Here is a 24,500-nt window from a genome sequence, read left to right on the forward strand (position 1 = left end):
AACATAGGTATAATCTCGCCGTTCAGAGGACTGGAGACGTTTTTCGAAGAGAGGTTCCCGCAGTGTCATCATAACTTCCTCGCAAGAGTAACCATTCGTGAAGAACGAATACCAAGTGAACCCGCGATTGTAACGCTCTCAGCGATGCAAACCTAGTAGGTCGATTCCTGCAGAAATAGCGAGGTACTGGACATTCCGTAAATCGAGCCAGCTTCAGCCAGGTGGAGAACTCTTGCCGGTTTCACTAGAAGTACCGGTTGGCGAAGAACCTCAGCTCGCCGTCGAAGACCCGGTCACTGCTCGTAAGTGGGACTCCATAGCCGCCAGTGAAGATCGTCTTGCCAACCTGCATGTGGGCACCAATCATTTGATTCACCAGCGACAAATCCTGGTTAGGATCACCGATTTGGAAATTGCCCACCGAAACCGTGTCGGCGTCGTTGAGCGTCGCGGTGTAATGCGTTTCGAGCGACCAGCCGATCCGTTTGATCATGTTGCCACGGGTGTAATTTTCATAGCACCAGGAGCCGAAAGCCAGGCTGAACGTCACCAGGTTCTGATCCTGCAACACGCCGATCTGTTCCAGGCCTGTGCCGTTTACGTTGGCCAGGACGTCGTTGCCTATGGTATCGAAATCGAAAGTCAAATAGGTCAGAACGAAACAGTTGCTTCTCTCAGGTGTATAGAGGGCCGCGATGTACGGCAACAGGTGAGTTGAGTCGTTTTCGATGGCAATCAATTGAGTGCCGTTGGACAAGCCCAGTTCCATGTCATCGGCCGTGGGTGCTGCCAGGCCTAAGCCCGCGGCTACAGCACAGGTCTCCGTGGAGGTGAGCAGGAACTTCGATATGAGCGACAGGTTGCCGAACTCGCTGTGAGAGGAATCCGTCGCTCCGTCAGCTGAGATCGAACTATTAAGCGTGAGGGCCATCGGCACCCGCACGTCGATCGAGGCCATCTTGTTGAGAAATGTCTTCTCGAACCCTGGGGCGAACCGATTCACGTCGACCCCCGCGGCATTCAGTGGCACATTAGTGAAGAGATTGTAATCGAAGAAGACACGATCCTTGGGCAACGGGCTGTTGTTGTCTTGAACCCTTACCCGGCCAACAAAGTCCGCGGCAGACGGGTTGGGGAGCACAAATTCGACCTCTTGATAGATGTCGTAGACCAGGGCATTGTAAATGTCAGGATCAATTGCACTCGGATCATCGTACACATCCACGTAATCATCTAAGGTACTTTGGGCATAAAACAGGCCTGGAACATCGCTCATGAGCCCTAGTACCAAATCCGGGGCTGGAGGTGTGGGGCCTGGGCTATAGATTGATCCCGGGATATTGCCTGAGGGGCCGCCGACATAAACCGTTTTCATGCCATCGTCCTCGATTAGATGAAAATCGTTGGTGCTGGTCGTCTGCTGTACCGAGGGGCCAATGAACAAATCCATCTGGCCCGATTCCGATAGTTGCCCAAGAAAGTCTCCCATCATGTTCGGAGCGCGGGCCAGCCGAACGGCAAACGATTGCGGCGTTCGCTGGTTGTTGCCACTTAGCGATGCCTGTCTGGTAGAGGTGCGGCTGGAACTTCCACCCTGGGCGCCCGACTGGAATTGGACAGGCAGCGCCTGGTTCAAGTCCGTATCGGTAGAGAAAAATGAGGCATCCTGGGCGTCAGAATAGTTGCGACTCTGTGGCTGCTCGAAGCGGCGCGTGGGCATTTGGGCCTGCGACAGAGCGACTTCAAAGCCACCGAGGACAAGTGCCAAGAGAGAAAGTTGGACAGCGAACGATCTGACTAGCATTACGATTCCCCCCCGAGAACATAAAAAGTACGTCTTAGGTGGGTATCGGTTAGGGAAACTTTAAGGGTACAGGAAAACTTGCCGACTTTCGGGATTAGTGGGGGTGCTAGCAGGGGAGAAGAAATGGAAGGAATTTGGGAATAGGGGAATAGGAGTAATTTGGCTTTCCCGTTCTATTCGCATTGGCGGGCAACAAGTTCCCCATCTGCATGGGGATGACGATAAGCGCATTCATTCCCCAGTTCCTCCTATTCCCAAATTCCTTCTATTTCTTCTTAAGTCGTTAGATCGGTTTCCTGAAGTTCCTTGATTCGGTGATCGAATCTCTCAATCGCGCTCTCAATGACTCTCCGATCATCCCCGATTACTTGCAGATCGGACAGCAAGTCCCTGGCTCGTTGCAGTTGAAAGACAGCTTCAGCCATCAATTTGGCTTGCACGAGAGAATCGGTCAAACTGCTCGTATATTCGAAGAGCAGATCGGCAGCTTTCTGATTGCTAGAGTTGATCGCCAGCCCATCCACGAGGGTATATTGCAATTCTACGATATAGTCGTAACCTTGGTTGTCTTTGTTGGCAAACAGGAGTTGGCTGAGCATAAACTGGGCCCGCGCCACTCCCTCGCGATAGATGAAGACACTTGGATTGGTCATTAACAGTCGCTGCATCACCCCCATGTTGCTCTCGTAAGCGGCGATCGCCTCATCAATTTCGCCCAACTGCACGTGGCTTTCCCCGCAAAGGTGGTAACAAGTGGCTAGATACATTTGGATCTCGGCCGTGACCGCTTCGGGAGGAAGCTTCACCAGGGTCTCCGCAGCTTGCGAGCGGAGTTCGAGCGACTGGCGAATCAGCTTCTGGTTGGCATCTGGATCGGAAATGACTAGCGGTTCCGCCTCGGCATCGCGCAAACGGGCCAAGGCCGCTAGGCTGCGGGCCAAGTCTTTTCGCATAAGGGGGTCGTTCTCGGTTTGCTCGTCCAACTCGCGAAAAGTAGTGAGCGATTCTTGCAGGAGCTGTTCCGCATCGGCAAAGTTCTTTCCCGTAGGGTTCACGCGACCAAGCTGGACATGGCATAAGCCAAGACTCATCTTGGCATTAGCCTGCAACCTCTGCAGGTCGAACCTATTTGGCAACATTGCGAGTGCCTCGGTGCGGTACTGGAGACATTTTTGCGAATTCTCGCGCCAGGACCGTAGGCCTGCCTGGGCGATTTCGTTGGCAGCGTCGAGGCGGACGCTCCAAGCCTTTTCACCTAGCTTGGCCAACTCATTGTACGTGGCAGCCAAAGCCATACGCGCATCGACTGTGCTTTTTGGCTTTTGAACTATGCTGGCCTGTATTTCGATAGCTTTGCGGAAAGATTGCTCAGCCTCCTTTGCCAAGTTCAGGGAAGCCTGCACCCGGCCCAGCAAGTAACTTGCATTAGCCACATTCTCCGACGAGATCTGATCGGTGGCATTCAACTCGTCGTAGTAACGTTCCGCAACGGTTAGCAGCTTTCTGCGTACCTGTTGCGTGCCAGGTTCATCGGAAAGATCGTTTTCGCTGACGGAGACAAATGCCTCCTCTAGGGCTCGTTCCAGTAAGACAAGATTGTGTTCTGCTGTGACTCGCGACGCATTGGCTTGAATACCAAAACTGATCGAGACAATCGAGGCGACCAGCATCGTCCCGACGACGGCACCGATGAGTGCGGCTACTAGAGTGTTCCGCTGGCACCACCGATAGGTCCGCATCCAGGGACCGACGGCCCGCGCAGTGATTGGAAAACCCGAGAGATACCGCTGCAAGTCATCGGCCATTGCCCCCGCCGATTCATAGCGATCCTCGGGCCGTTTGGCGAGACTCTTTTCGCAAATAGTCCACAGGTCGAGTGAGACCGGTGAGCCGTGGAAGCTGAGTGGCTCGGGCGTGGCGCTCTCGACCTTGCGCAGCGTCTCCATCAGATTCTTGCCAACAAAGGGAGGCGCACCCGAGAGCAAAGCATAGAGCGTCGCTCCCAAAGAGTACACATCCGTGCGATTCGAGATGCGGTCGACCTGCCCCTTCGCCTGCTCGGGGGCCATGTAGTTAGGCGTCCCCATCACCTGACCGGTCATGGTCAGGCCCTCTTCCTCTTGCAGCACCTTGGCGAGTCCAAAATCCGTGAGTCGCGGCTGCCCTTCTTTGTCGAGCATGATGTTCGCCGGCTTTAGATCGCGATGGATCACGGCGCGGTCGTGGGCGTATTGCACTGCTCGGCAGACTTTTTCGATGAGTTGTGTGGCCCGCCGGGGATCGAGCCGCGGATTGTGGGCCCCAATGTTTTTTGCGAGGCTTTGCCCTTCGATGCATTCCATCGAGTAGTAGTGGGTCCCTTCGTGTTGACCCACGTCATACACGGGAACGATTCCCGGATGATTGAGCCTGGCCGCCGCTTCTGCCTCGATGTGGAACCGAGCGATGTCCTCCGGAGAACAAAGGCTTCCCGACCCAATCACCTTCAAGGCCACCGTCCGACGGAGTTTCTCTTGATAGGCCTTGTAGACGACTCCCATCCCGCCTCGGCCAAGCTGTTCGAGGAGCTTGTACTCGCCGATTTCTCCAATGTAATTGTCTTCCTCGATCGGAGCAGCATTCGAAATCGTGCTCATCGAGGGCGCTTCGTCTTCTGCTTCTTTCTTCTCCAGTGTCTGCATGTCAGCCAGACTGATTGTCTCTTCTAGATCAAGCGCGGTCGATCTCTCAGACTTTAATCCAGTAAGAAAGCTCTCCTTGTCGGCTTGCTCGTGGGAAGACAGCAAGGCAACCACTTCTTGATGGAGCTTCGAGGACTTCTGAGAAAGCTCGTCGAGAAATCGCTGTCGGTCTTGTTCGGAAAGCGAGATCACTTCGTTGAAGGCTTGTTTGATGTCATCCCAGGCAGCGTCAGGCATCATTACCTCGAGTCAATTCGCGATAGAGCCAAGCCTTAGCCGCGGCAAAATCCTGTTTGACGGTACTCACAGACACATTCAACAGGTCGGCGGTTTCTTCGACCGTGTACCCTCCAAAATAACGCATTTCGACGATCTCTGCCTGCCGAGGATCGAATGTCGCCAATTGCTTGAGTGCCTCGTGCAACGCCAGGACATCGGTATTCGGACCAGGATCGGCGACATGGTCTAGCTCTACACCAGACCGCTTCCAATTTGCGCCACCCCTCTTGAGGGCACGTCGGGCGCGGGCCCGATCGATCAACATGCGCCGCATTACCTTGGCGGCCACGACGTAGAAGTGCTTGCGGTCATTCAAGTCGGCAGCTTCCCCTGCGTCGACCAGTTGGAGGTAAGCATCGTGAACCAAGACAGTGGCCTGCACGGAAATCCCATCCTGTTCCTGGGCCAATTTCTTTTCGGCCATCTGATGCAATTTCTGGTAAACGATCTCCAGCAATCGCGGACCGGCATCCTGGTCGCCATGCTGGGCGCGACGAATTAAGAGGGTCACTTCCGAAGGAGGATCGGACATTCGCCAGGTTTCCTATATTCCGCAGGCTTTTACGACCATATCACCATGGACATGATAAATCGATACTGGAGTCAAAAGAAGAGAATATCGCAGTTTTACAGGGTTTTTGGGCTTGTTCACCCTCCCGGCAAAGATTTTTTAGGAAAAGATTGTCTCTCCGGTGCGCCTTCTTCGCTTAATAGGGTGAGTCAGGAAGTTCTGGCCTTTCAAATTCGAAAACAGGAGACCCAGTCATGCGAAACACACTTTCCCTGCTAGTTGCCACGATTTCATCCATTCTAATCGCCAACCTCGTCGCAGCCCAAGAGAGCCAACAGTATCTCTCACCGAGCACCAACGCTTCGTTTCCCTATGCTCCGCCAGAGGCACCGCACGGACATTCCTCAACGTATGCCGAGGGAGTGCTGCGGGGGAGTGCCGTCCTAGTGCAGGCATTGGGCAATTATGAACTGGAGTCTGCTCAAGCCGCTTCCATAGGTGAAGATGCTTATTCCAAGTATCTCGACAACAAAGTGAAGCATGTAAGAACGGCTTTCGCCGTCGAAGATATTCGCCGAGATCACTACCACTCAGAGCGGATCGCTCGCAAGTTGCACACGCTCGAACTCCGCCAGGTGAACCGGATGCTGGAATTGCAGGAAGCGCTCGAGTATCAGTTGACTGACTACGACCTGGATTGGGAGACGGGCACCGTCTACTGGCCAGCCATGGCCTCCAGCCCCCAATTCGCGAGGCATCGCCAGGAAGTGGAGCGTATGATGGCCCGCATCACAGCCTACGGCAGCTATGTCCCAGAACAGGAACGCACGAAACTTGCCAAAGCTTGTGATCGGTTCCGCGATACGCTTTATCAGGAAATGCTCGCCCGCGGTGGCAACAAGGTGCCAACGGTCCGCGCCGAATATGATGCCGTGGCACGACTCTTGAAGGGCTTGGAATATTCCCCCGTGCTGTTGTCCCAGGCTTCGGGTGAAACGCTGAGCATGAATTAGGACGCCTTCCAGCAAATCCCCGCGACCGTTGGTCGCGGTATGGATGGCACACGATGGCATTGTGGAGTTTGTCAGAAGCAGGTGCCAGAACCATTTTCAAAAAAGTGGTTCTGGCATCGTGTGTCGTTAACGATTGGAATCGCGCTGCGATGTGAGTTTCTCAACTTCAATCACTGCCGCCTCTGCGGCCCCAATATCTCGGATTCTTCTTTGCTTCAATTTTGCGATCGGACGGCCAGATGCTTCAAGCCGAACCTGCGCTTCACGCAAGTAAGCAGAAAGGTCGCCGTTGTACTCGGCGAGAATCTTTCTGCGAGTTTCGTGGAGTTCGTCGAGTATGGGGTTACGTGACATCCTTTGGCCCTCCCAGGAATTCCACAGGCGTGCAAATAAGTAAGCCGGATAAACCGAGTTCGTCGAGCAGTCGATAGACGCGAGGAAGCACATGAGCGTTTGCAATATGCGTACAATTCTGCGTCAATAAATATTGTACACCGGCCAAAGCGGCAGAGGCAACGTGTAAGGCATCGAGTCGAGCAGTTGGTGGCATCAGAGAACGGGCCAAGAGGTGGTCAGCAACTGATTCAGCATCGGGGTTTGCTGATAAAACGGGTAAGTCTTTGAGTAATGCGAGCCGACGTGAAACAGCGACCAGATCGCCACGGCTCGCTTCGTCAATAACAAACTGGGACGTGACAACTTCGTATCTCGGGCTTTGTTCATCCCACCAGCGTTTGGCTTGTTCCTGCAAAACAGCCGTGGCTGGATGGCTACTTGGCTTTGCAGTTGCATGGCTCATGATAGACGTTTCGATGTAGACTGTATCCATCGCTTCATTCTACCGCGCCCCAGCCCCGACTTCCAACTCCTCTTCAGCAGTCGTAACTGGCGAGCTGATAGCTTCTTCATCACCCATGTCATCTTCTATCTCTTTGCCGCCGGTGATGAGCTCTTTGGTGGACAGGGTGAGAGTAAATAATGTCGGCACAAGGATCAGTGTAAAGAGTGTCGACGAGAGCAAGCCTCCCAGCACCACGCTACCCAGGCCGCGATAGAGTTCACTTCCGGCTCCGGGGAAGATTACCAAAGGCAACAGGCCGAGGACCGTGGTGGTCGTTGTCATGAAGATGGGACGGATGCGAGTACGGACGCTTTCCAGGACGGCCTCTTGAGCACTCATGCCATCGAGGCGGATATGGTTAAGTGCTTGATGCACTATGAGTATCGGGTTGTTCACAACGGTGCCAATGAGCACCACGAAGCCGAGCATTGTCAGCACGTCAAGCGGCTGAAACACAAATAGGTTGAGCACACGCAACGCGAGGATTCCGCCGACCGCCCCCAGGGGGACGCTCAAGATAATCACCAGGGGATAGAGCCATGATTCAAACAGTGCCGCCATCAAGAGGTAGGTGATCAACAGGGCAATCAGGACATTTTCACGCAGTGCCAGCCATGTCTCGCGGAGTTTGTCGGCGGTCCCTTCCAGGGCGATTCGGTAGCCACCGTCGAGTTGATCTCCCTCGCGCAGTGGCTGGATGATCTGCTCCTGGATGATTGTCATGGCTTCTTCAAGAGCCATCTCGGGAGGCGGCGAAACAGAGATCGTAATCGCGCGGACCCGTTCGCGATGGTTGAGTTGCTCGGGTCCACTGGCCAGTGTCACATCAGCCAGCGCGTTGAGCGGAATAAGTTGTCCCAATGGTGTCGCAATGGGGATCGCACCCACTAACTGTGTGCGATCGGAGAACTTATCTTCTCCCTTGAGGGTAAGATCGATTTTCTTCCCCTCGAGGAAATAGTCACTCACATAGGCACCATCCACCAGTGCATCGACTGTGAATCCCAGTTCGGAGGAGTTCACCTGCATCTCGGCAGCTTGTAACAAACGTGGTGTGACATGAACTTCGGGACTGGAAAGATCAAGACTCGGTTTCGGTTGGGCCTGGACGTTAGGGATCATCCCCATCACTTGGCCGAATATTTGACCTCCCAATTGCACCAGTCGTTCTACCTCGGGTCCTGTGATCTCGATGTCGATCGTGCGGCCTGCGGCAAGCCCTTGCTCAAATAGACTCGATTGCTTGGCGACGGCAATCGCGCCAGGGAGCTTCTTGCCAACATTGAAAATGAGAGGCACATACTCCGCTGCGCGCAAGGGATCCTTCGCACGCAGTCCTAGGAACACGGAACGTCCCCGTACGACGAAGAAAAAATCCGCGATCGCGGGGACTTCTGACTGGCTGTCGTCGGCATCCTCCTCGACATCCCAATACGGCTGCAACTCACTTTCGACGATCTCGCCCAGCGACATCAGTTGATCGATGTTGTACCCCGGCGGGGGGAGAATAATACCAAAGACCAGGTTGCGATTGCCGCTGGGCAGGTATTCCACGCGCGGCCAAAGCTGCCAACTCAGTCCGAGAGCAAAAGAGATTAACAAAACAATTGTCACGAGTTGCCGCAGGAAGCTCCCCTGGATCCAACGATTGATACCAACCATCGTTTGGTTAAATCTGCCGCCGAGGGAGTTAATCACGCGCACTAATGGGGACTCGTGAGTAGGCGCGGTCGATGAATGGTTGACCTCGCCGAAATTCAATTGATCGGGCTGCTGCTCACTACGCTTGCTGCGAAACAGTCGCGAGGCTGCAGTCGGGATCACTGTCACCGATACCACCAACGAGAGGGCCACTGCGGCACTGATCGCCAACGCGATGTCGCGGAACAATTGCCCCGCTTCTTCCTGGATAAAAACCACAGGGAGAAAAACTGCAATCGTCGTGAGTGTGGAGGAAATCACGGCTCCCCACACTTCTTGAGTCCCATTCGCGGCGGCGTCCACAGGTGACTCACCCAACGAATAGCGCCGGTAAATGTTTTCAAGCACCACAATGGCATTATCCACCAGCATGCCGACCGCAAACGCCATCCCTGCCAGGCTAATCACATTCAGCGAACGTCCCAACATACCGAGCACGAGAAACGTGCCGATGATGCTGATCGGAATTGCCAATCCCACGACGAGTGCTCCCCGGGCGAACCAAAAACCGCTGCCAATAATTAGTGCCAAACACAACACGAACCACCACGAGGAAAGGTAGACAGCTGCCAGCGAAGTAGCCAGGATTGCAGGAATTACCAGCAGTGTGCGATAGCCTAGGTGCAAGAACGACATCAGCACGATCATCGTCAATGCACCACCCAGGAAGATATTTTCTTGCACCAAGTTGACCGAGGAGTTGATGTACTCCGTTTCGTCGTACACTTGGCTGAGCATCAACCCCTTGGGATTGAGAATGTCGCGGTTGAGCTCGCCCATCACCTCACGGAGGTCTGCCATCACATCGAGTACATTGGCACCCGTTTCGCGAATGCAGTTCACAGCGATACTTGATCCGCCATAACGTCGCACGACGCCATCGGGTTTCTTGTAGCCAAGTTTCACCGTTGCCACGTCGCGGACGAACACCGGCGCCCCATCGCGGACTGCGAGCAGTTGGTTCTCTACCTGTTCAGGAGTACGGAACTCTCCCAATGACCGCACCACCCAGCGGCGTTTCCCTTCGTAAAAATCACCCGCCGATGTGTCTTTGTTTTGGTCACGCAAGACATTCCGCATCTGAGAGAGAGTGATCTGTCTAGCCGCGAGTTTTTCTGGATCCACGATGATTTGCATCTCGTCTTCCAGGCCGCCGATTACGTTTGACTGCGAGACCCCTGGCACACGCTCAAATCTTGCTTCGATCTCATCCTCTGCAAATCGTCGCAGCTTCGTGACGTCCAGTTCGGGAGGAGGCAGCAACTCATTCACCTCAGGATGTTCGGCTGCGAGAGAGCGTAGCCGATGCAAGAGCAGTCCCGGATTGCTGGTCCGCGCACATCGCTCAAGTTCCTTCTCGATGGCAGGATGTTTGACCGCAAATGCCATGATCTCTTCTGCCGAAGGGGGTTTGAGACCAAAGATGAACCACGCGATCGGAGAGTTCGACGAATTAGCGGTCGTAATAACAGGTTGGTCAGCATCCTCGGGATACTCGCGCACCTGATTCAGCCGGCTATTCACTTTCAACAAGGCCTGATCCATGTCAGTCCCAACGTTGAATTCAATCGTGATCACCCCCTGCGAGTCGGAACTCTCTGAGGAGAGCTTGTTTGCTCCTTCGACACCTTTGAGCTGTTCTTCCTGCTCGACGATGATTTCCTGCTCGACTTCTTTGGGGCTGGCCCCCGGCCAGCGAGTCGTGATCGTGATTGTCGGCGTATCGACTTCGGGAGTCAGTTGCAAAGGGAGCCGAGTGAGCGCAATCGTCCCGAAGAGTGCCGTCATCAGCACCCCCACGGAGATCTTCACCGGATTGCGAACAAAAGACTCAACCAGTCTCATTGTTTTTCTCCGACATAATTTTTTGAACTACTCCACTCCGCCATTCGTTTCACCCGCGATTCGCCCGATCAATACTTTTTGGCCAGGGCGAATTCGTTCGTTTCCTTGCACTACGACCATCTGCCCTGGTTGGACGTTGCCGATTACTTGAATCAGATCTCCCTGGGAAGTACCCAGTTTTACAGGCACCGTTACTGGCGATCCCGTTTCACCCAGAGCCGAAGCTCCCTCGATGACTACGATGATGGGTTGAGGGCCCCCCAATACGACGGCATCCTTGGGGACCATAATGACCCGGTTTCTTTTGGCAATGGGCAACAAAGCGCGGGCATACATCCCTGCCAAAATAAGCGGACCCTCCGTGCCGATCTCATTGGCCACGCGTATCTTCACCGGGAAGGTTCGCGCTCGCACGTCACCCTGGGGAATCGTGGCAATGGTCTTGCCGACAAATTGGCGGTTGGGGATCGCGGGGATTTCCACCGCTACCTCTATGCCAGGGCGTACGAATGAAATGTAATCCTCCACCACCTGAACGACGACATCGACCTCGTCGATGCTGGCCACCTCGGCCACCGCATCGCCTGGGTTTACCCATTGGCCGGCTTCACTGATCTTGCTAACCACGTAACCAGGAAACCGCGAGATGATGGTATGCTTCTGCAACTGATCGTGGAGTTTCTCAACTAGTGCCTCTTGAATCGCCACTTGGGCACGAGCTTGGGCAATCATTTCCTCACGCGGTCCCGCGATGGCTAGGTCGTAGGCTGCCTGCATCTCGGCAAAGACCTGTTGGCCTTCAAGCGATTGAGATTTGGCGTCTTCAACTTCCTCCTCAGTCACCGCTCCGCGTGTATCACGCAAACTTTGCATGCGGCCATAGCGGGCATCGAGAAAATCTCGCCGAGCCTCCGCTGCCAACATTCGCGCCTTGGATTGGGCGATCTCCTCCGGCCGACTCCCATTTTCCAGTTCAGCAAGTTGCTCCTTACGCAGGTCGAGTTCCGCTTCGGCTCCAGTGATTTCGAGTTTGATCGTATCGGTGAGAAGTTGAGCTAAAGGTTGATTGGCCTCGACTCGGTCTCCCTCCTCAAAGGGACATTCGATCACGCGACCGCTTACCGCGCTACCAATCGTAGCCACACGCAGCGGCATGACTGTTCCGACAAAGGTCTGTTCGGCTTCAATGGATTTCTCGACTACCGGTGCAGCGACGATGCCAGCGGGAGGCGGTTCCTGCCCAGGTTTTCCCCCAGGAGGCTGAGCAATAGCCGGCAAGGCTGAAACTATCAGCATGAGCATCGTTCTGGCTACGCAGAATGTCCATTGTTTTAGGCACTGATTCATCTTGCACATTTCTCGTGAGCCCCTGAGGAAACATTCGCCTGCACCTTGCCCAATAGTTTTTTGAGTGTGGCAATCTCGCGGTCCGACAAGCCAGCCGAAGCCACTGCTCGAATACGTCGACCGCAAACAACGATTTTTTCCCAGAGGGCGTCTGCTTCAGGCAGCGTCTGGACCAGTTTCTTGCGACCATCGCTTGGACAGGAGCAACGCTTGATTAACTTGCTGGCTTCCATCCGATCAAGAGTTCCTACCAGGCTTGGAGGTTCGATCAACATCCGGCTAGCCAAGTCGGCTTGTGGCATCGGGCCCTCCAAGGCAAGCCAAGCCAGAACTTGTGCCTGACGATAGGTAATACCCTCGGGCGCAAGCTCCTCGTTGAACGCCCGCATATAGGCGTGGTGGGTCATCGTGAGCCAGTAGCCCAAGCTCTCTTCAAAGTCGTATTTCAGCACGTGAGGACCGCCAAATGGGCCTAAAGAAAAATCGTTAGCGCATTAACGATTATTGCCACTCAAGCCGCCAAAAGCTAGTGGGAGCCGCTGAAATTGCAGGAAAACCCCTCACTTTAGCCGCGACGCGACTGCCTAGTCTTACGAGGCAGAGCGGAGCGCGTAATGCCCACCCCTACAACCACCAACTTAACCAACGCGGCTCATCCCGCCGCTGTCGATTCAACACATTCCCCCACTCAGAGATTCAATCCTGTTGCAGTTTCCACAGGGCAAGTTGCGAATCGCGGGGCCTTACACTCTCGCTAGAGCTATTCGAAGGTCGCACTGACCTACTCAATCTCCAGCGCTCGGCGGGTCGTATTCAAAATCTTTCCACTTCATCGCGCGGCGGAAGGGTTCGATGCGGAGCATCACCTCGCCGTTTTGAAACAGTCGCACGGTGCCGTTCGATTCGCTCACGGCGATGGCGACAGCACCCGTGGCGCGGCTAATGGCAGCGGCGGCCCAATGGCGGGAGCCCAGTCCTTTGCTCAGCGTGATTTCGGCAGCAGGGGCTGAGATGTACTGGCAGGCCGAAATGATTGTTCCTTCGGAAGAGACCACAAACGCTCCGTCGAGCTGAGCGATCTCTTTGATCGATTCGCGAACCTTCGTATCTTCCAAGCGGCGGTCGTCGATGTTGTAGCCGCGCACGGGATCGAAGCCCAACGGGTGGCAATGCTTGAGCACCTTGCGGTGATCCCCCACGACGAACAGCGTGCCGACCGGTTTCCCCTCGCGCCCCTCGCGCCCGATATCCACAGCCAGATCGACGGTGGTCTTCAGCGTGTCGAGTGGTACACGGGTCTCGAGCTGGCGCAGATCGTGGACTGTCAGCCGACCGAGGTGTTCGTCCAGGCTGACCACACTCATCGAATCGATTACTCCCACTTCAAAACCACTATAGAGGGCAATGACAGTGGCTCCCGGGGTCAGCAGATCGTCGGCAACACTTTCCAGCAAGGCTTGGGTCAGCCGTTCGTACACGGGGCTGTCAGGGATATTGAGTTCCACAGTGTCGAAATCAAAATCCTCGGCCTTAGCGAGATGCTGTTTTCGGTCGCTGGCTAGGATGACATGGTGCTTGCCCGTAGCATCTCGCAGTTTCGGCCAATCAATCGAACCCTCGATCAGAAACAAGAGTGCGTCGGCCTCCTCGTGTTTGGCCATGCGGGATGCGATTTCGCAAAACACTTGGAGTTGCTCGGTGAATTTGATCGACGGTGCCATCCACTGATTCACGGCCTTTCGTGGAGAGACCGCGCCCTAAACTGGTCAAAACATGCAGTAGCAGAGGAATATTCCACTACAAGAGACTGCAATTTAGTGCAGTATGCCCTGCCGTTCAATGGAAGTTCTGCGAAACTTAGCGACTCGATGAGTTTGTCAACGATTCGCGGATAGCTACGGGCACATTGCTCGGCTCATCGTACTTCGAGAACATCATCCGATCGTACACCATGAGTGCATGGAGGGCATGGCCTAAGGGACCCGCTTCCCAGTCATGATATCGGTTTGTGTACATAAGATTCGTGAGAAAGTAGACGGCCTTGGTAGTGCGTGGACTCTTCAATTCGCGATCCGTGGCCGAGTAGAGCAGCCATTCCAAGATATGCCCCGTGGTTTTCAGCTTCCGGTCAGGGTCGTCCTGGTTCTCACGACCTTGGAACCAATTGGTACTGAAACTCCCGTCGGGATTCTGCATGCGATAGGCATAGAGCTGATGCTGGGCGACAAATCGTTGGGCCTGGAGGTACTCGCCGTCTACCGGCTCACCCCTTTGCTGGCGAGCCTTGTAGGCGAGTGTCAGTCCAGAGAGACGATGCGTTCCTCCGCAGGCAGCACCCCGGATGGGCTGCCGCAATTCCTCGGAGACCAGTTTTCGCATATCCCATTGCATTCCCTGGTCGTTAACCCATTTGGTGTTGGAGTCGAGGTAATGCATCAGACCGATCAGCTTGAAGGTGAGTTCCGTGCGGGGATAGCAAGTCGACATTTCCTCTTTGATCAGGTCTTTGACCTTCATCTCATGGCCATCGACCAGCATCGGATACTCGCTGCTCACCTTGCACTGGGCCAGGATAGCCAACAACTGGCCCCGATGGCCTTGCAGGGCGGGCCCCACGCGGACATGCAGATCCCCTTCATCGTTAATATACATCAGCTTCATCTTGCGGCACGATTGATTGAAGCAGAGCCAACCCACCGCCGAAACTGGCTTGCCTTCGGGACCGCCTTGAAGAACACGACTATAGATTTCATACGAAAGTGCCGCGTGGATTAGCTCCCAAGGGCTGCGATCTCGGGTGTTCATCGGGTGATCGTAGTAATACTTCAGTGCCCGACGAACGTGGGAGCGTAGGGCTATTTGGCTTCTGGTAAGAGGAGGCAGCTGTACCTCGACTTCTTCTTGCGCCTGCGGCTCGCGGGTCGGTATGGGGTATTCACTCAATGGAGTCGCGTTTTGCTCGGCCTCCTCTAGCTCTTCTTCAATCGGAGGTTGTGGCTCGACCGACGTGGGCTGCTCTGGGTTGAGAATCTCGCCAATTCGTCGTCCACTACCTCGGGAAGATAGTGATCCACGAACTGTCCTCCGGGCAATCTCAGGTTCACTCTCGCGAGGTTGCACAAATACCGGACCTTCCTCTGTGCGATCGGGCTCTGCCACACTCGCACTGTCGTCGGTCTCGTCGGATGTGGTCTTCGGGTTGGACTGTGCTAAGGGTCGCAAGGCTGCCTGCGATTGATCAGCCGATTTTCTAGCCGCGGAAGTGGTGCGGGGCGAAATCCACTTATGAAACGGCGACGGCGATGAGGGAGTTGTCGCGGATTTTTCCGGCTGCGGCGTGGTCCTACCAGCGCTGGTGTTTTCCGAAGTACGCAGACTCTTGGAGAGTGGATTCCTGGCTGCAGGTGCTTTAGTTACGGGAACCTTCGTTTCTGGGGTCTTAGCGCGAAGTGCTGGGTCGGTCAAATACCCCTTCACCGTGGATTGCCAAAGTAAGTCCTGTTGATGAATGCTGGAACCCATGGTTGGCGAATCTTCAAAGGGATCCACCAACGAGGAACCACTATCAGCATGAGCCGCCCAGGGATGAGCGACTACTAGCAGACAAAATAGGACCACTTTCTGGCACCAAGAAATCCGTACGTACTCTGGCAACGGGCGTTGCATCGAGTCTTTCCCCCCTAATTCTACAATTCGTGCTGCCTAGTCCTGTTCCGCTTCCAGAAGTACGAGACGTGAGTCTGAAGCTGGCATTTTTCGATTCGGTATTCCGCGAGCAGTCCCAATCAAACCGACTGCGAAATCTCAGATCATCGAGAGCACACGATCCCGTAAGAACAGGTATCGGGTCTGGAGGGCCAGGAATTCACCCCGAAAAAAAGACTGAAGCCGGGAGAATCCTGGTGAGAGAAAGTGGGCACTTTGAGAGAGAATTACGGAGTCTTGTTTCTATCTGCCGAAGCGCGCTAGCACCAGGTTTCTCTGCCCAGTTTGAATAACCCATCACTAATACGATGCGGCAGCTTGGAGTCTGTTGCGCTGAGGGCGAAGACGACTGCTAGCAGTCAATGCCAAGATGAGTTTTTTTGACACCTAGAATGGCGACATCTGTATGACGCGATCTGCGACCGAGAGTTCCCTTTTTTCAGTGAGCTGTCCTGCTTCGGCGTATTGCTGCCAGGCGGCAACATCATTGCCGAAATCCTGGCCGCTTAGCTGCTTCAATGCTTCCACTCCGGCGTATTGCAGAGCGGGATCACGATCTTTCAAGGCGATGGCCAAACACTTAACGCTTTCAGTCGAGCGGATTTGTCCGAGTGCATCCGTGGCGGCCAGTTTCACATCCAAGACTTCGCCACCTTCTAAGATCCCGCGAAGGATGGGGACGTTTTCTGGTTCTCCCCGATTACCCAATTTCTGACAGCAGACGAGTCTTACATTCAGATCGTCGTCGTTTAGCCCAGCGATCAGGACATCACGTGCCAGTGGAACCTCCATATCGCCCAGTGATTCCTGAATGGCGGCACGCACTAGCGGATCTCCTTCGGTGCGAATCTGCATAGCCAGTTCTTCCACCAGGCGAGTTTGCTCCATGGAATCAACAGTCGTCGCTCGTGAAGCGGATTCTCGAATAGCCGAGACTCGCATCGCGGGAGTGATAATCGAGGTGTATTCCTTCTTCTGCCAGGGGAGCGTGGTGCTACAGCCTGAAAAGAGATTCACCATGAGCCCTATGGCGACGAACCTAATTAAAGCAGAGCGGCGATTTTGAGGAGTCGAATTCATGCGCGAGACATTAGCAAACACCCCAGGGGACTACCATGCCAACCTGCCAAGCTGGTAGATTGGCATGCCGCGTTCGCCAAGGCATTGCTAGCAGCGCAGATCGCGATAGTGATTTACTATTCTCGGAGAGACCATGCCGGTTGGCAATCAAACCTCGCTGCGACCGTTGCGACTTCTCCTGCTAGCGTTTGTGGGTGGGTGCGTTTGTCTGGCTTTTGCCAGTGGGCGATTGCGAGGGTTGCTGCTCAATTCGCTGTGGCTGTCGGTAGGTGCGGTGGCGATTGCCGTCCCGGCGGGAACGTTTCTGGCCGTAGTGATCTCCAAGACATCGCTTCCGGGACGACGTTTCCTGCATGGGCTACTCTTGGCTTGGTTACTTGTTCCTCTATTTGTGCAAGCAGCCGCATGGCAAGCGGCGTTAGGGCAGGGGGGGTGGCTCATTCCCCCAGGCCCACTGAATGATCGAGGTGTTTTGATATCGGGTTGGTCAGCAGCAGTGTGGGTACATGGTGTAGCGGGAATAGCCTGGGTAGCGCTGTTGGTAGCTGCCTCCCTCCGAACCGTTCCCCGCGAAGCAGAGGAAGATGCCCTACTCGACGCGGCGCCGTGGAAAGTCCTGTTGGCAGTGAGCCTCCCGCGCGCGAAGACTGGAATTCTGACGGGTGCGTTGTGGGTAGCAGTTGTCTGCCTGGGTGAAATCACGGTGACTGATCTCTTTCAAGTCCGCACGTTTGCCGAAGAGGTATACACCTCGGCAAGTGTCGGATCGCTCAGCGGACCGATCGTACCGCTTGCCGATGACGAGGGGCAGGTGGACTTCGAAACGAGTGACCTAGTCTTGGGGACTGCGATAGCAGTATGCCTGGTGCTGGTCCTGCTGGCAGTGATTGCCCACTGGTTGCCGAGTGCCCATTTCTTTTCGCTTGACGAAAGTTGGCGATGGAAACTCGATCGCGCCCTGTTTCCTCTGGCTGTATTCACATGGCTATTGATTACAAACCTGGTCGTCATCCCGTTGGTGAGTCTTGTTGGCAAAGCGGGAGTTCAAGCCACGCGCACAGAGACTTGGATCGTCCGCGAGTGGTCGGCGACCAAGGCCGTGGAGTTGGTAGCCCGCAGTCCTTGGGAGCATCGTCGCGAAGTCGGTTGGTCTTTTGCGATAGGCGCCTCAGCAGCAGCACTCGCGACATTTTTTGGAATCCTCATCGCCTGGGCATTGCGAACTAACTGGTTGAATCTCACACTCACCGCCGTCGTTCTGGCGATCCTGTTTGCCCTCCCTGGACCACTAGTTGGCGTATGGATAATCCGACTCTTGAATCACTCAAAAGATTCCCCGTGGGCTTGGCTCAACAGTTGGTATGACAACACGATTCTCGCTCCCGTGTTAGCCCAATGGATACGAACGCTGCCGCTGGCGACCCTTTTGATCTGGTCGCAATTCGCCAGTATTTCTCAGCAAATACTCGACAGCGCGACCAGCGAAGGGGCAAACTGGTGGCGGCAACTAGTCAAGATCGTGATTCCCCTCCGTCAAAAGGCCATCCCGGCTGCGTTTTGTCTGGCATTCATCGTGGCCGTAGGCGAACTGGCGGCAACGATCCTTGTCGTCCCTCCCGGGGTATCAACCCTCTCGGTGCGCATATTCGGACTCATGCACTACGGAGCCGACGACCAGGTATCCGCCATCTGCCTCGCCTTGGCCCTGGCCACAGGAATCGGCACACTCGTGGTCTGCTGGTTACTCGGCTGGCGAAGCAGTACACGTTAGAAAATTACGGGTGAATCTTGCTGCCTAGCTGCAACGTCGTCTGGCGAACTGTAAGCCCAGACTGGCCAGCACTCCCAGTAATGCCGTACCGGGTTCGGGAATTCGTGCGATCCAACCTTCAAAGTTGCCATCAGGATTGATGCCATTGCCGATGATCACCCTGCCGTCGTCGGAGATGGCCGTGGCCTCGATTAGGTCCCAACCCGTAAGAGCAATTCCCAAACCGAAGTCGTTGGTCAGCACATCTACCAGATTTCGAATGCCGTTTGAATCATCCCAGATGAATGGGTCAGAATCCGCGCCCATTGAAGCAATTCCAACAACGATGCTACCGTCAGCAGTGGTGTCTGTTGCGGAACTGAAGGACCCACCTGTCAAAAATCCTAAGCCGACCATGTTGGTGGCCTCAGTCCAACGGAATGCTTGAAGGCCTAGGGTGCTGTCGCTGTCGCCAACGACGACTTGGCCATCAGCAGAAACTCCCAAGGCAGAACTATTCGTCAAACCTCCAGGGAGCTCTCCCAAACCCACTACGCCACCACCGGCAGTCCATCGGAAAGCTTCTGTGCTTGAGCCGACGTCCCCAAGAACACCAACCACAACTTCCCCGTTTGCCGACAAACCGGTGGAGCCTCCGCCGTCGATAGTAGTTAATACGTTGTTCTTCCAGTGGTAAGCCATGGTTCCCACAAGTTCAACAATATACGAACCCACTATCACGGCTCCGTTAGCCGAGGTGTCGTTGGCAGAGCTTCCGAGAGCTCCGACAGGAAACGGATCAAAATCTGCGGCTGAGTTACTGGTCCATTGCATAGCTCGTGGATTAGCAAATGGAACATCTGGCATATGCGATCCTGCGACCGTACCGCCATCGTCGCTTACCGCAGTTCCCTCGCTAGAAGCACTTCCAGATGGCATGCCCAATCCGACCATTCCGGTACCTTGAGTCCACAGAAAAGCTTCCCCGCCAACAGTTGACGTACTCACCCCGGTTACAAAACTGCCGTCAGAGGACAAGTTGCCTGCAAAACTCTCGAAGCTGCCGCCAGCGAGGTCTCCCAAGCCAGCAAAGCTTTGCGCAGAACTCGTCGCGCAGATACTCAAACAAGCTAGGTACACTGCGGCCGTAAACGATGTCGTTCTCATCAGATTCACCTCATTGTCGGCCCGCGGTACAATGAAAAGCCATCGCTCGTCGCGCGCGGACCGTGTGCGCGGGCATCCGGCACCGGCCGGTGAGGTGTGGTTGGCGCTACAGGCTCACCGGCCGGAGTTTTTGTGAACTCAATTGGTCGTGTTCATTCGTCCTTCACTGAGCCGGGTAATTCAGCATTCTCGATGCCGAGTAATCTTGAGACCTCTGTACGGATATGTTGTGTTTGCCCTGCTCTGGCTCCGTTTTTGTCGACCACTCCATCTGCCTCGTCGTACCATTTGCGGGCCTCTTTTGGCTGGCCAGTCATCGCATACAGTTTTGCCAAGGCGTTCTGATATTCCTTTGTTAGGTTGTGGTCTGAGCCGTAAATGGATTGAACTTCATCGTACTTATTGCGCATCTCCTCCATGATCGGGACAGCTTCATCGTATCGCTCTTGATTTGACAGAAAGCCAACCACATTGAGATAGTACAAAAGGTACATGACTTCCAAAGGTTCGCTCGCCTTCGACGCGCCCCTCAGGATTTCATTTGCTTCAACCCGATTGCCTTGGAGTGTTAAACACGCAGCGAGCTTGCGTCTTACGACTTGATTCATCGGATGATCTTTGTCGTAGATTCTCTCCCTCATTACGAGTGTTTGGCGGAGAAGAGGTTCCGCATCAGCCTCCTTGCCTTGAACAAGCAGGATCTGCCCAAGCACCCACTGTGCACCCAATGTCTTGTGATGGTCGGGGCCAAGATGCTCGTGAAACATTTCGTGTGCTTGTCGGGCAAGCGATTCGCCATGATCGTCGCCAATTTCACATGCCGCCAGGCGTTGGATACAGGCTGCCTCGTCGAGGGGGCGGTTCCCCATTTCGCGGTAAAGCTCCAGACTTTCGGTCAAAAAAGGGACCGCCTCGTCCGAACCCATGCCCCAGTGTGTGGATGAACCGGCCCGATTGCAGAGACATAATGCAAGTGTTTCCTGGTCGCTGACCAGACGCGCCATGTCCAATCCTGCTTGAGCGTTTGCTTTACCCTCGGCCGCCTGTTCAATAAAACATTGGCTGTAGCCGAGACTTCCCAGCGCGACGGCGAGCTTAGTATTGGGTTCACCTGGAGCGTCCCGGAAGCAATTCACGGCCCGTTGGAACGTCTCTACCGCTTTCTTGTGGTAGCCGATGTCTTGGTAAGTACTTCCCAGCGTAAACCACATATCTCCCTGGATTTCCGGTTGATCTGCCAAATCGCGTTCGACTCGCTCGGCGGTGCCTTCTAGTACTTCGCGGAGTAGCGTCGCATCGCGACCGCGAGCCACGCTTGGCCCCGCTGCGGCGAGCATGTCCTTGAGGAATTGGGCCACTTGCTCGCTGCGGGCGGCTTCAGTTCCAGCTACCTTTTCAGCGGCGATTGCACGATCGCGCTCAACAGTGGCGCGTATGGCCTGCCAGGTTGCTACGCCCGCTCCCACAACTAACGCTGTAGCAACTACTGCCATCGTTGCAATCACCACTTTGTTCCGGCGAATGTATTTGCGGAACCGATACGCGGCCGACGGCGGACAGGCTTCCACCGGCTCGTCTTGCAAGTAGCGTTCGACATCTCGGGCTAGACTGCTGGCCGATTCGTAGCGTCGATTGCGGTCCTTTTCCATCGCCTTCATCACTAGCCAGTCCAGATCTCCCCGGACTGTCTGCTGCAATTGGCGCACGTCCGTACGATGGCGGTCCGCAACGGTTGAGGCCAGGTCGGCGGACAGCGTACTAATCCGCGTGCTGGGTCGGGGCGGTTCTTCCTCGCGAATGATTTGTCGCAGCTCATCAAAGGAGGCCGATTGCAGCCGGTCCTTCTCGAAAGGCGTCGTGCCGGTCAACAGCTCATAGAGCAATACACCCAAGGAATAGATGTCGCTGCGAGTATCAACACCCAGGGGACTCAACTCGGCCTGTTCCGGGCTCATGTAGAGCGGAGTGCCAATGATTTGGGCAAAGCGAGTCTTGAGCGTGTGCTCGGTGAGTCGCTGGTTGATGGCTTTAGCGACACCAAAGTCGATGATCTTGGGCGCCGGCCGACCATCCTGCATCGCGATCAATACGTTCGACGGCTTGATGTCGCGGTGGATGACGCCCTTTTGATGGGCGTGTTGCACTGCCTGACAGACCAGCACAAACAGTTCCAACCTCTCGCGGGTGGTGAGCTTACACTGATCGCAGTACTCGTTGATGGGAATACCGTGCACGAGCTCCATCACAAAGTAAGGCCGACCCGACTCGGTGGTTCCAGCATCCAACACCTTGGCGATGTTCGGATGGTCCATCATCGCCAGCGCCTGTCGCTCGGCCTCGAAGCGGGCAATGACCTCTTTGGTATCCATGCCGGCTTTGACGATCTTCAGTGCGACTTCGCGACGGACCGGACGAGTTTGTTCGGCGAGGAACACCACGCCAAAGCCCCCCTCGCCGATCTGCTCCAGCAGTTTGTAGGGACCGATGTCGACACCCGGTCTCTCAGCGAGTGGACTATGCTCAATGGTGGCTTCAATCTCGATGGCTGGCTCGTCCAACAGACTTGCATCGCTGCGATGGGCCTCGAGCAAGACTTCTACGCGCCGTCTCAATGCAGCATCTTCCCCGCACGCCTCCTCGAGATAGCCGGGCCATTGGTCTGGCGTATATTTCTCGATAGCGTCTAGAAAAATCTGTTTGGCATGGCTTGGTGCGGAATTCATCGCGCGATCTCTCAGGAAAAGCTCGTCTGAATAGCTATGCGACGAAACGGGGCGAAATGTCGCACGCCAGAAAAAAATTATAGAGAAATAGACGTACTATTTGATGTCTGTATCCGTTGAGAGCAGTTCGGCGCGAATCCACGCCCGTGCATAAGTCCAGTGACGGTGGGCAGTTGCGCGGTGGATGCCCAACGAGTCGGCTGCCTCAGCGATGTTCATCCCGGCAAAATAACGCAGCTTGACCACCTCGGCCGCTGTGGGGTCCTCCTCGGCAAGCTTGATGAGGCAGTCGTCGACAGCCATCAATTGTTCCGGCGAAACCGAGGTGACCCAATGATCGTCGTCGAGCTCCACACGCTGCGCACCGCCCCCATGTTTCAGTCGTGCTTTTTGCCGAGCGTTTTCCACAAGGATCCGCCTCATGGCTTCAGCTGCCGCAGAAAAGAAATACCGACGACTATGCCAATGTTGCGCTTCGTCTGTAGCAACAAGCCGAATATAGGCGTCATGCACCAAGGCGGTCGCTTGCAGTGTCTGGCCGGGTTTCTCGTGAGCCAGTTTCGCAGCGGCCAGTTTGCGCAACTCTTCGTAGACCAGCGGCAAGAGCTGGTCGGCGGCAGAAGGATCGCCCGCCTCGATTTGTGACAAGATCTGGGTAACGTCGGCCATAAGGCCGATTATAGCAGCTCGCGCTGAAACCGTGACTGGGGACAAAGAACTGATCGCGTGGGTCTGCGGGTAGAAAAATCCACCCGCAGCATCCAGCGGCGGGTGATTAGGGTTTCGCAGTTGTTTGGCTTGTGGATCAACTGAACCATTTTCTCTGGAGCAAAAGTCCCCAGCACATTAGCACTCCCAGTAATGCCGTACAGGGTTCGGGGATTTGTGCAATCCAACCCTCAAATTTGCCATTGGGATTGATGCCATATCCGATGATCACCGTGCCGTCGTCGGAGATGGCCGTGGCATCGGTAAGATTCCAATCCGCCAGCTCAGAGCCGAGACCATAGTCATTGGTAAGCACGTCCACGAGATTCCGCATACCGTGCGATTCGTCCCAAATGAACGGGTCGAAGTCTGGCCCCACGCCCAGCGGGGATGTGATGAGTCCGACGATGCTGTTTCCTACGACGATTCCGCCGTCGGCCGTCGTATCACTCGCGACGCTCTGAAACATGCCGCCAGGCAGGTCGCCCAAGCCAACCATGCCGCCCCCTTCGGTCCAGCGGAAGGCTTCTGCAAATCCGGACGAGTTGTTGCCGGCGCCGACAACCACGCGGCCGTCGGCCGAAATGCCCGTTGCGGAGCTATCCCCCGAGCCGCCCGGTAGGAACCCGAGCCTGGTCAAACCATCGACTGCTGTCCAGATGAAAGCCTCGTTGGTCGCTGGAGGCGTGCCGAGGATCAAGTCCGTTCCAACCACGACACTGCCATCGGCCGAAACTGCTGAGGCCTCGGCGGTGTCGTCGATTTGTGTGAGCGTGCCGCCGCTCCAGTGAAACGCGATGGCGTTTTGAAACTCGCCGGGTTGGAACCCGCCGACGATTGTGCTGCCATCCGCCGAGAGACCGTTTGCCAAGCGGGAGGCCGCTCCCACGGGAAACGGGTCGAAATCGACGGGTCCACCGCCGGCCGTCCACCGCATCGCCCGAATCGAGGAAAGTTCTCCGTGGAGGCCGACGACCGTGCTGCCGTCGTTGCTTACCGCGGTCCCAAAACTGTCTTGGCTGCCGAGCGGCGCCCCCAGCCCGACCATGCCAGTCTCTTCGGTCCATAGAAAAGCTTCCGTGCCGTTTGTCGTGCTACTGCTGCCTGTAACGAACTTGCCGTCAGCAGACAAATTCCGTGTAATGCTTTCAAAATCACCGCCTGGCAGGTCACCCAAACCCATAAAGCTTTGGGCGCTGGCCGGTACGCACAGACTCAAGCAAGTTACGAAGACTTTGGCCACGGATGTTGTCGTTCTCATTAGATTCACCTTTCAAGTGGTCCGCGATACAATAAAAAAGCCATCGCCCCCCGCGCGCGGACTGTGCGCGAGGGCATCCGGCAC

Annotated in this window: 17 protein-coding genes; 2 read left to right on the forward strand and 15 right to left on the reverse strand. The window is 55.3% G+C overall.

The window, feature by feature from the left end:
* Positions 1-244: 244 nt before the first annotated feature.
* The 3 genes from Pla144_RS19260 to Pla144_RS19270 form a co-directional block, all read right to left on the reverse strand.
* A complete protein-coding gene (locus tag Pla144_RS19260) occupies positions 245-1,804 on the reverse strand; it encodes a hypothetical protein (RefSeq protein WP_146452348.1) in 1,560 nt (519 codons plus the stop codon).
* Between the two features lie 275 nt (positions 1,805-2,079).
* A complete protein-coding gene (locus Pla144_RS19265; protein ID WP_146452349.1) occupies positions 2,080-4,725 on the reverse strand; it encodes a serine/threonine protein kinase in 2,646 nt (881 codons plus the stop codon).
* The gene (locus Pla144_RS19270; protein WP_146452350.1) at positions 4,715-5,296 is read right to left on the reverse strand and encodes an ECF-type sigma factor; all 582 of its coding nucleotides are present in this window, start codon (positions 5,294-5,296) and stop codon (positions 4,715-4,717) included. Before Pla144_RS19270 ends, Pla144_RS19265 begins: the two co-directional genes overlap by 11 nt.
* 233 nt (positions 5,297-5,529) lie before the next feature.
* On the opposite strand from Pla144_RS19270, the gene Pla144_RS19275 reads away from it, so the two are divergent.
* A complete protein-coding gene (locus tag Pla144_RS19275) occupies positions 5,530-6,288 on the forward strand; it encodes a hypothetical protein (protein ID WP_146452351.1) in 759 nt (252 codons plus the stop codon).
* A gap of 126 nt (positions 6,289-6,414) precedes the next feature.
* Here the strand turns inward: Pla144_RS19275 and Pla144_RS19280 are convergent, their stop codons facing one another.
* The 8 genes from Pla144_RS19280 to Pla144_RS19315 form a co-directional block, all read right to left on the reverse strand.
* Positions 6,415-6,642, reverse strand: coding sequence for a hypothetical protein (locus Pla144_RS19280; RefSeq protein WP_146452352.1), 228 nt, complete (start codon positions 6,640-6,642; stop codon positions 6,415-6,417).
* A complete protein-coding gene (locus Pla144_RS19285; protein ID WP_231936450.1) occupies positions 6,632-7,087 on the reverse strand; it encodes a type II toxin-antitoxin system VapC family toxin in 456 nt (151 codons plus the stop codon). The genes Pla144_RS19280 and Pla144_RS19285 overlap by 11 nt, the downstream gene beginning before the upstream one ends.
* A 39-nt stretch (positions 7,088-7,126) precedes the next feature.
* On the reverse strand, positions 7,127-10,675 hold the full coding sequence (locus tag Pla144_RS19290) for an efflux RND transporter permease subunit (protein WP_146452354.1): 3,549 nt from the start codon (positions 10,673-10,675) through the stop codon (positions 7,127-7,129).
* Between the two features lie 27 nt (positions 10,676-10,702).
* The gene (locus tag Pla144_RS19295) at positions 10,703-12,022 is read right to left on the reverse strand and encodes an efflux RND transporter periplasmic adaptor subunit (RefSeq protein WP_197530832.1); all 1,320 of its coding nucleotides are present in this window, start codon (positions 12,020-12,022) and stop codon (positions 10,703-10,705) included.
* Entirely contained in the window at positions 12,019-12,474 is a 456-nt protein-coding gene (locus Pla144_RS19300) for a MarR family winged helix-turn-helix transcriptional regulator (protein ID WP_146452355.1), read from the reverse strand. The genes Pla144_RS19295 and Pla144_RS19300 overlap by 4 nt, the downstream gene beginning before the upstream one ends.
* A gap of 333 nt (positions 12,475-12,807) precedes the next feature.
* A complete protein-coding gene (locus tag Pla144_RS19305) occupies positions 12,808-13,755 on the reverse strand; it encodes a DNA integrity scanning protein DisA nucleotide-binding domain protein (protein ID WP_231936451.1) in 948 nt (315 codons plus the stop codon).
* Between the two features lie 124 nt (positions 13,756-13,879).
* The gene (locus Pla144_RS19310) at positions 13,880-15,688 is read right to left on the reverse strand and encodes a hypothetical protein (protein ID WP_146452357.1); all 1,809 of its coding nucleotides are present in this window, start codon (positions 15,686-15,688) and stop codon (positions 13,880-13,882) included.
* A 426-nt stretch (positions 15,689-16,114) separates the two neighbouring features.
* Positions 16,115-16,747, reverse strand: coding sequence for a HEAT repeat domain-containing protein (locus Pla144_RS19315; RefSeq protein ID WP_197530833.1), 633 nt, complete (start codon positions 16,745-16,747; stop codon positions 16,115-16,117).
* Between the two features lie 193 nt (positions 16,748-16,940).
* Between Pla144_RS19315 and Pla144_RS19320 the strand changes: the two genes are divergently transcribed.
* On the forward strand, positions 16,941-18,578 hold the full coding sequence (locus Pla144_RS19320) for an ABC transporter permease (protein WP_146452359.1): 1,638 nt from the start codon (positions 16,941-16,943) through the stop codon (positions 18,576-18,578).
* 24 nt (positions 18,579-18,602) lie between these two features.
* On the opposite strand, the gene Pla144_RS19325 is transcribed toward Pla144_RS19320, so the two are convergent.
* The 4 genes from Pla144_RS19325 to Pla144_RS19340 all read right to left on the reverse strand — a co-directional run bounded on the left by Pla144_RS19325 (position 18,603) and on the right by Pla144_RS19340 (position 24,416).
* Positions 18,603-19,724, reverse strand: coding sequence for a PEP-CTERM sorting domain-containing protein (locus tag Pla144_RS19325; protein WP_146452360.1), 1,122 nt, complete (start codon positions 19,722-19,724; stop codon positions 18,603-18,605).
* Positions 19,725-19,876: 152 nt separating this feature from the next.
* Positions 19,877-22,447 carry a serine/threonine protein kinase gene (locus tag Pla144_RS19330; protein WP_146452361.1) on the reverse strand — a complete coding sequence of 857 codons (2,571 nt, stop codon included), beginning with the start codon at positions 22,445-22,447 and terminating at the stop codon, positions 19,877-19,879.
* Positions 22,448-22,543: 96 nt separating this feature from the next.
* Positions 22,544-23,116 carry a sigma-70 family RNA polymerase sigma factor gene (locus tag Pla144_RS19335; protein ID WP_146452362.1) on the reverse strand — a complete coding sequence of 191 codons (573 nt, stop codon included), beginning with the start codon at positions 23,114-23,116 and terminating at the stop codon, positions 22,544-22,546.
* A gap of 136 nt (positions 23,117-23,252) precedes the next feature.
* Complete coding sequence (locus tag Pla144_RS19340; RefSeq protein ID WP_146452363.1) at positions 23,253-24,416, reverse strand: PEP-CTERM sorting domain-containing protein; 1,164 nt, start codon at positions 24,414-24,416, stop codon at positions 23,253-23,255.
* Positions 24,417-24,500: the final 84 nt, after the last annotated feature.

It is taken from the genome of Bythopirellula polymerisocia, assembly GCF_007860015.1.
GTDB lineage: Bacteria > Planctomycetota > Planctomycetia > Pirellulales > Lacipirellulaceae > Bythopirellula > Bythopirellula polymerisocia.

Excerpts from the sequence above, each read along its gene's own strand:
- Pla144_RS19340 (WP_146452363.1), bottom strand. The coding sequence starts at position 24,416 with ATGAGAACGACAACATCCGTGGCCAAAGTCTTCGTAACTTGCTTGAGT.
- Pla144_RS19310 (WP_146452357.1), bottom strand. The coding sequence starts at position 15,688 with ATGCAACGCCCGTTGCCAGAGTACGTACGGATTTCTTGGTGCCAGAAA.
- Pla144_RS19275 (WP_146452351.1), top strand. The coding sequence starts at position 5,530 with ATGCGAAACACACTTTCCCTGCTAGTTGCCACGATTTCATCCATTCTA.
- Pla144_RS19325 (WP_146452360.1), bottom strand. The coding sequence starts at position 19,724 with ATGAGAACGACATCGTTTACGGCCGCAGTGTACCTAGCTTGTTTGAGT.
- Pla144_RS19280 (WP_146452352.1), bottom strand. The coding sequence starts at position 6,642 with ATGTCACGTAACCCCATACTCGACGAACTCCACGAAACTCGCAGAAAG.
- Pla144_RS19265 (WP_146452349.1), bottom strand. The coding sequence starts at position 4,725 with ATGATGCCTGACGCTGCCTGGGATGACATCAAACAAGCCTTCAACGAA.
- Pla144_RS19320 (WP_146452359.1), top strand. The coding sequence starts at position 16,941 with ATGCCGGTTGGCAATCAAACCTCGCTGCGACCGTTGCGACTTCTCCTG.
- Pla144_RS19270 (WP_146452350.1), bottom strand. The coding sequence starts at position 5,296 with ATGTCCGATCCTCCTTCGGAAGTGACCCTCTTAATTCGTCGCGCCCAG.
- Pla144_RS19335 (WP_146452362.1), bottom strand. The coding sequence starts at position 23,116 with ATGGCCGACGTTACCCAGATCTTGTCACAAATCGAGGCGGGCGATCCT.
- Pla144_RS19260 (WP_146452348.1), bottom strand. The coding sequence starts at position 1,804 with ATGCTAGTCAGATCGTTCGCTGTCCAACTTTCTCTCTTGGCACTTGTC.
- Pla144_RS19295 (WP_197530832.1), bottom strand. The coding sequence starts at position 12,022 with ATGAATCAGTGCCTAAAACAATGGACATTCTGCGTAGCCAGAACGATG.
- Pla144_RS19285 (WP_231936450.1), bottom strand. The coding sequence starts at position 7,087 with ATGAGCCATGCAACTGCAAAGCCAAGTAGCCATCCAGCCACGGCTGTT.
- Pla144_RS19330 (WP_146452361.1), bottom strand. The coding sequence starts at position 22,447 with ATGAATTCCGCACCAAGCCATGCCAAACAGATTTTTCTAGACGCTATC.
- Pla144_RS19290 (WP_146452354.1), bottom strand. The coding sequence starts at position 10,675 with ATGAGACTGGTTGAGTCTTTTGTTCGCAATCCGGTGAAGATCTCCGTG.
- Pla144_RS19315 (WP_197530833.1), bottom strand. The coding sequence starts at position 16,747 with ATGGTGAATCTCTTTTCAGGCTGTAGCACCACGCTCCCCTGGCAGAAG.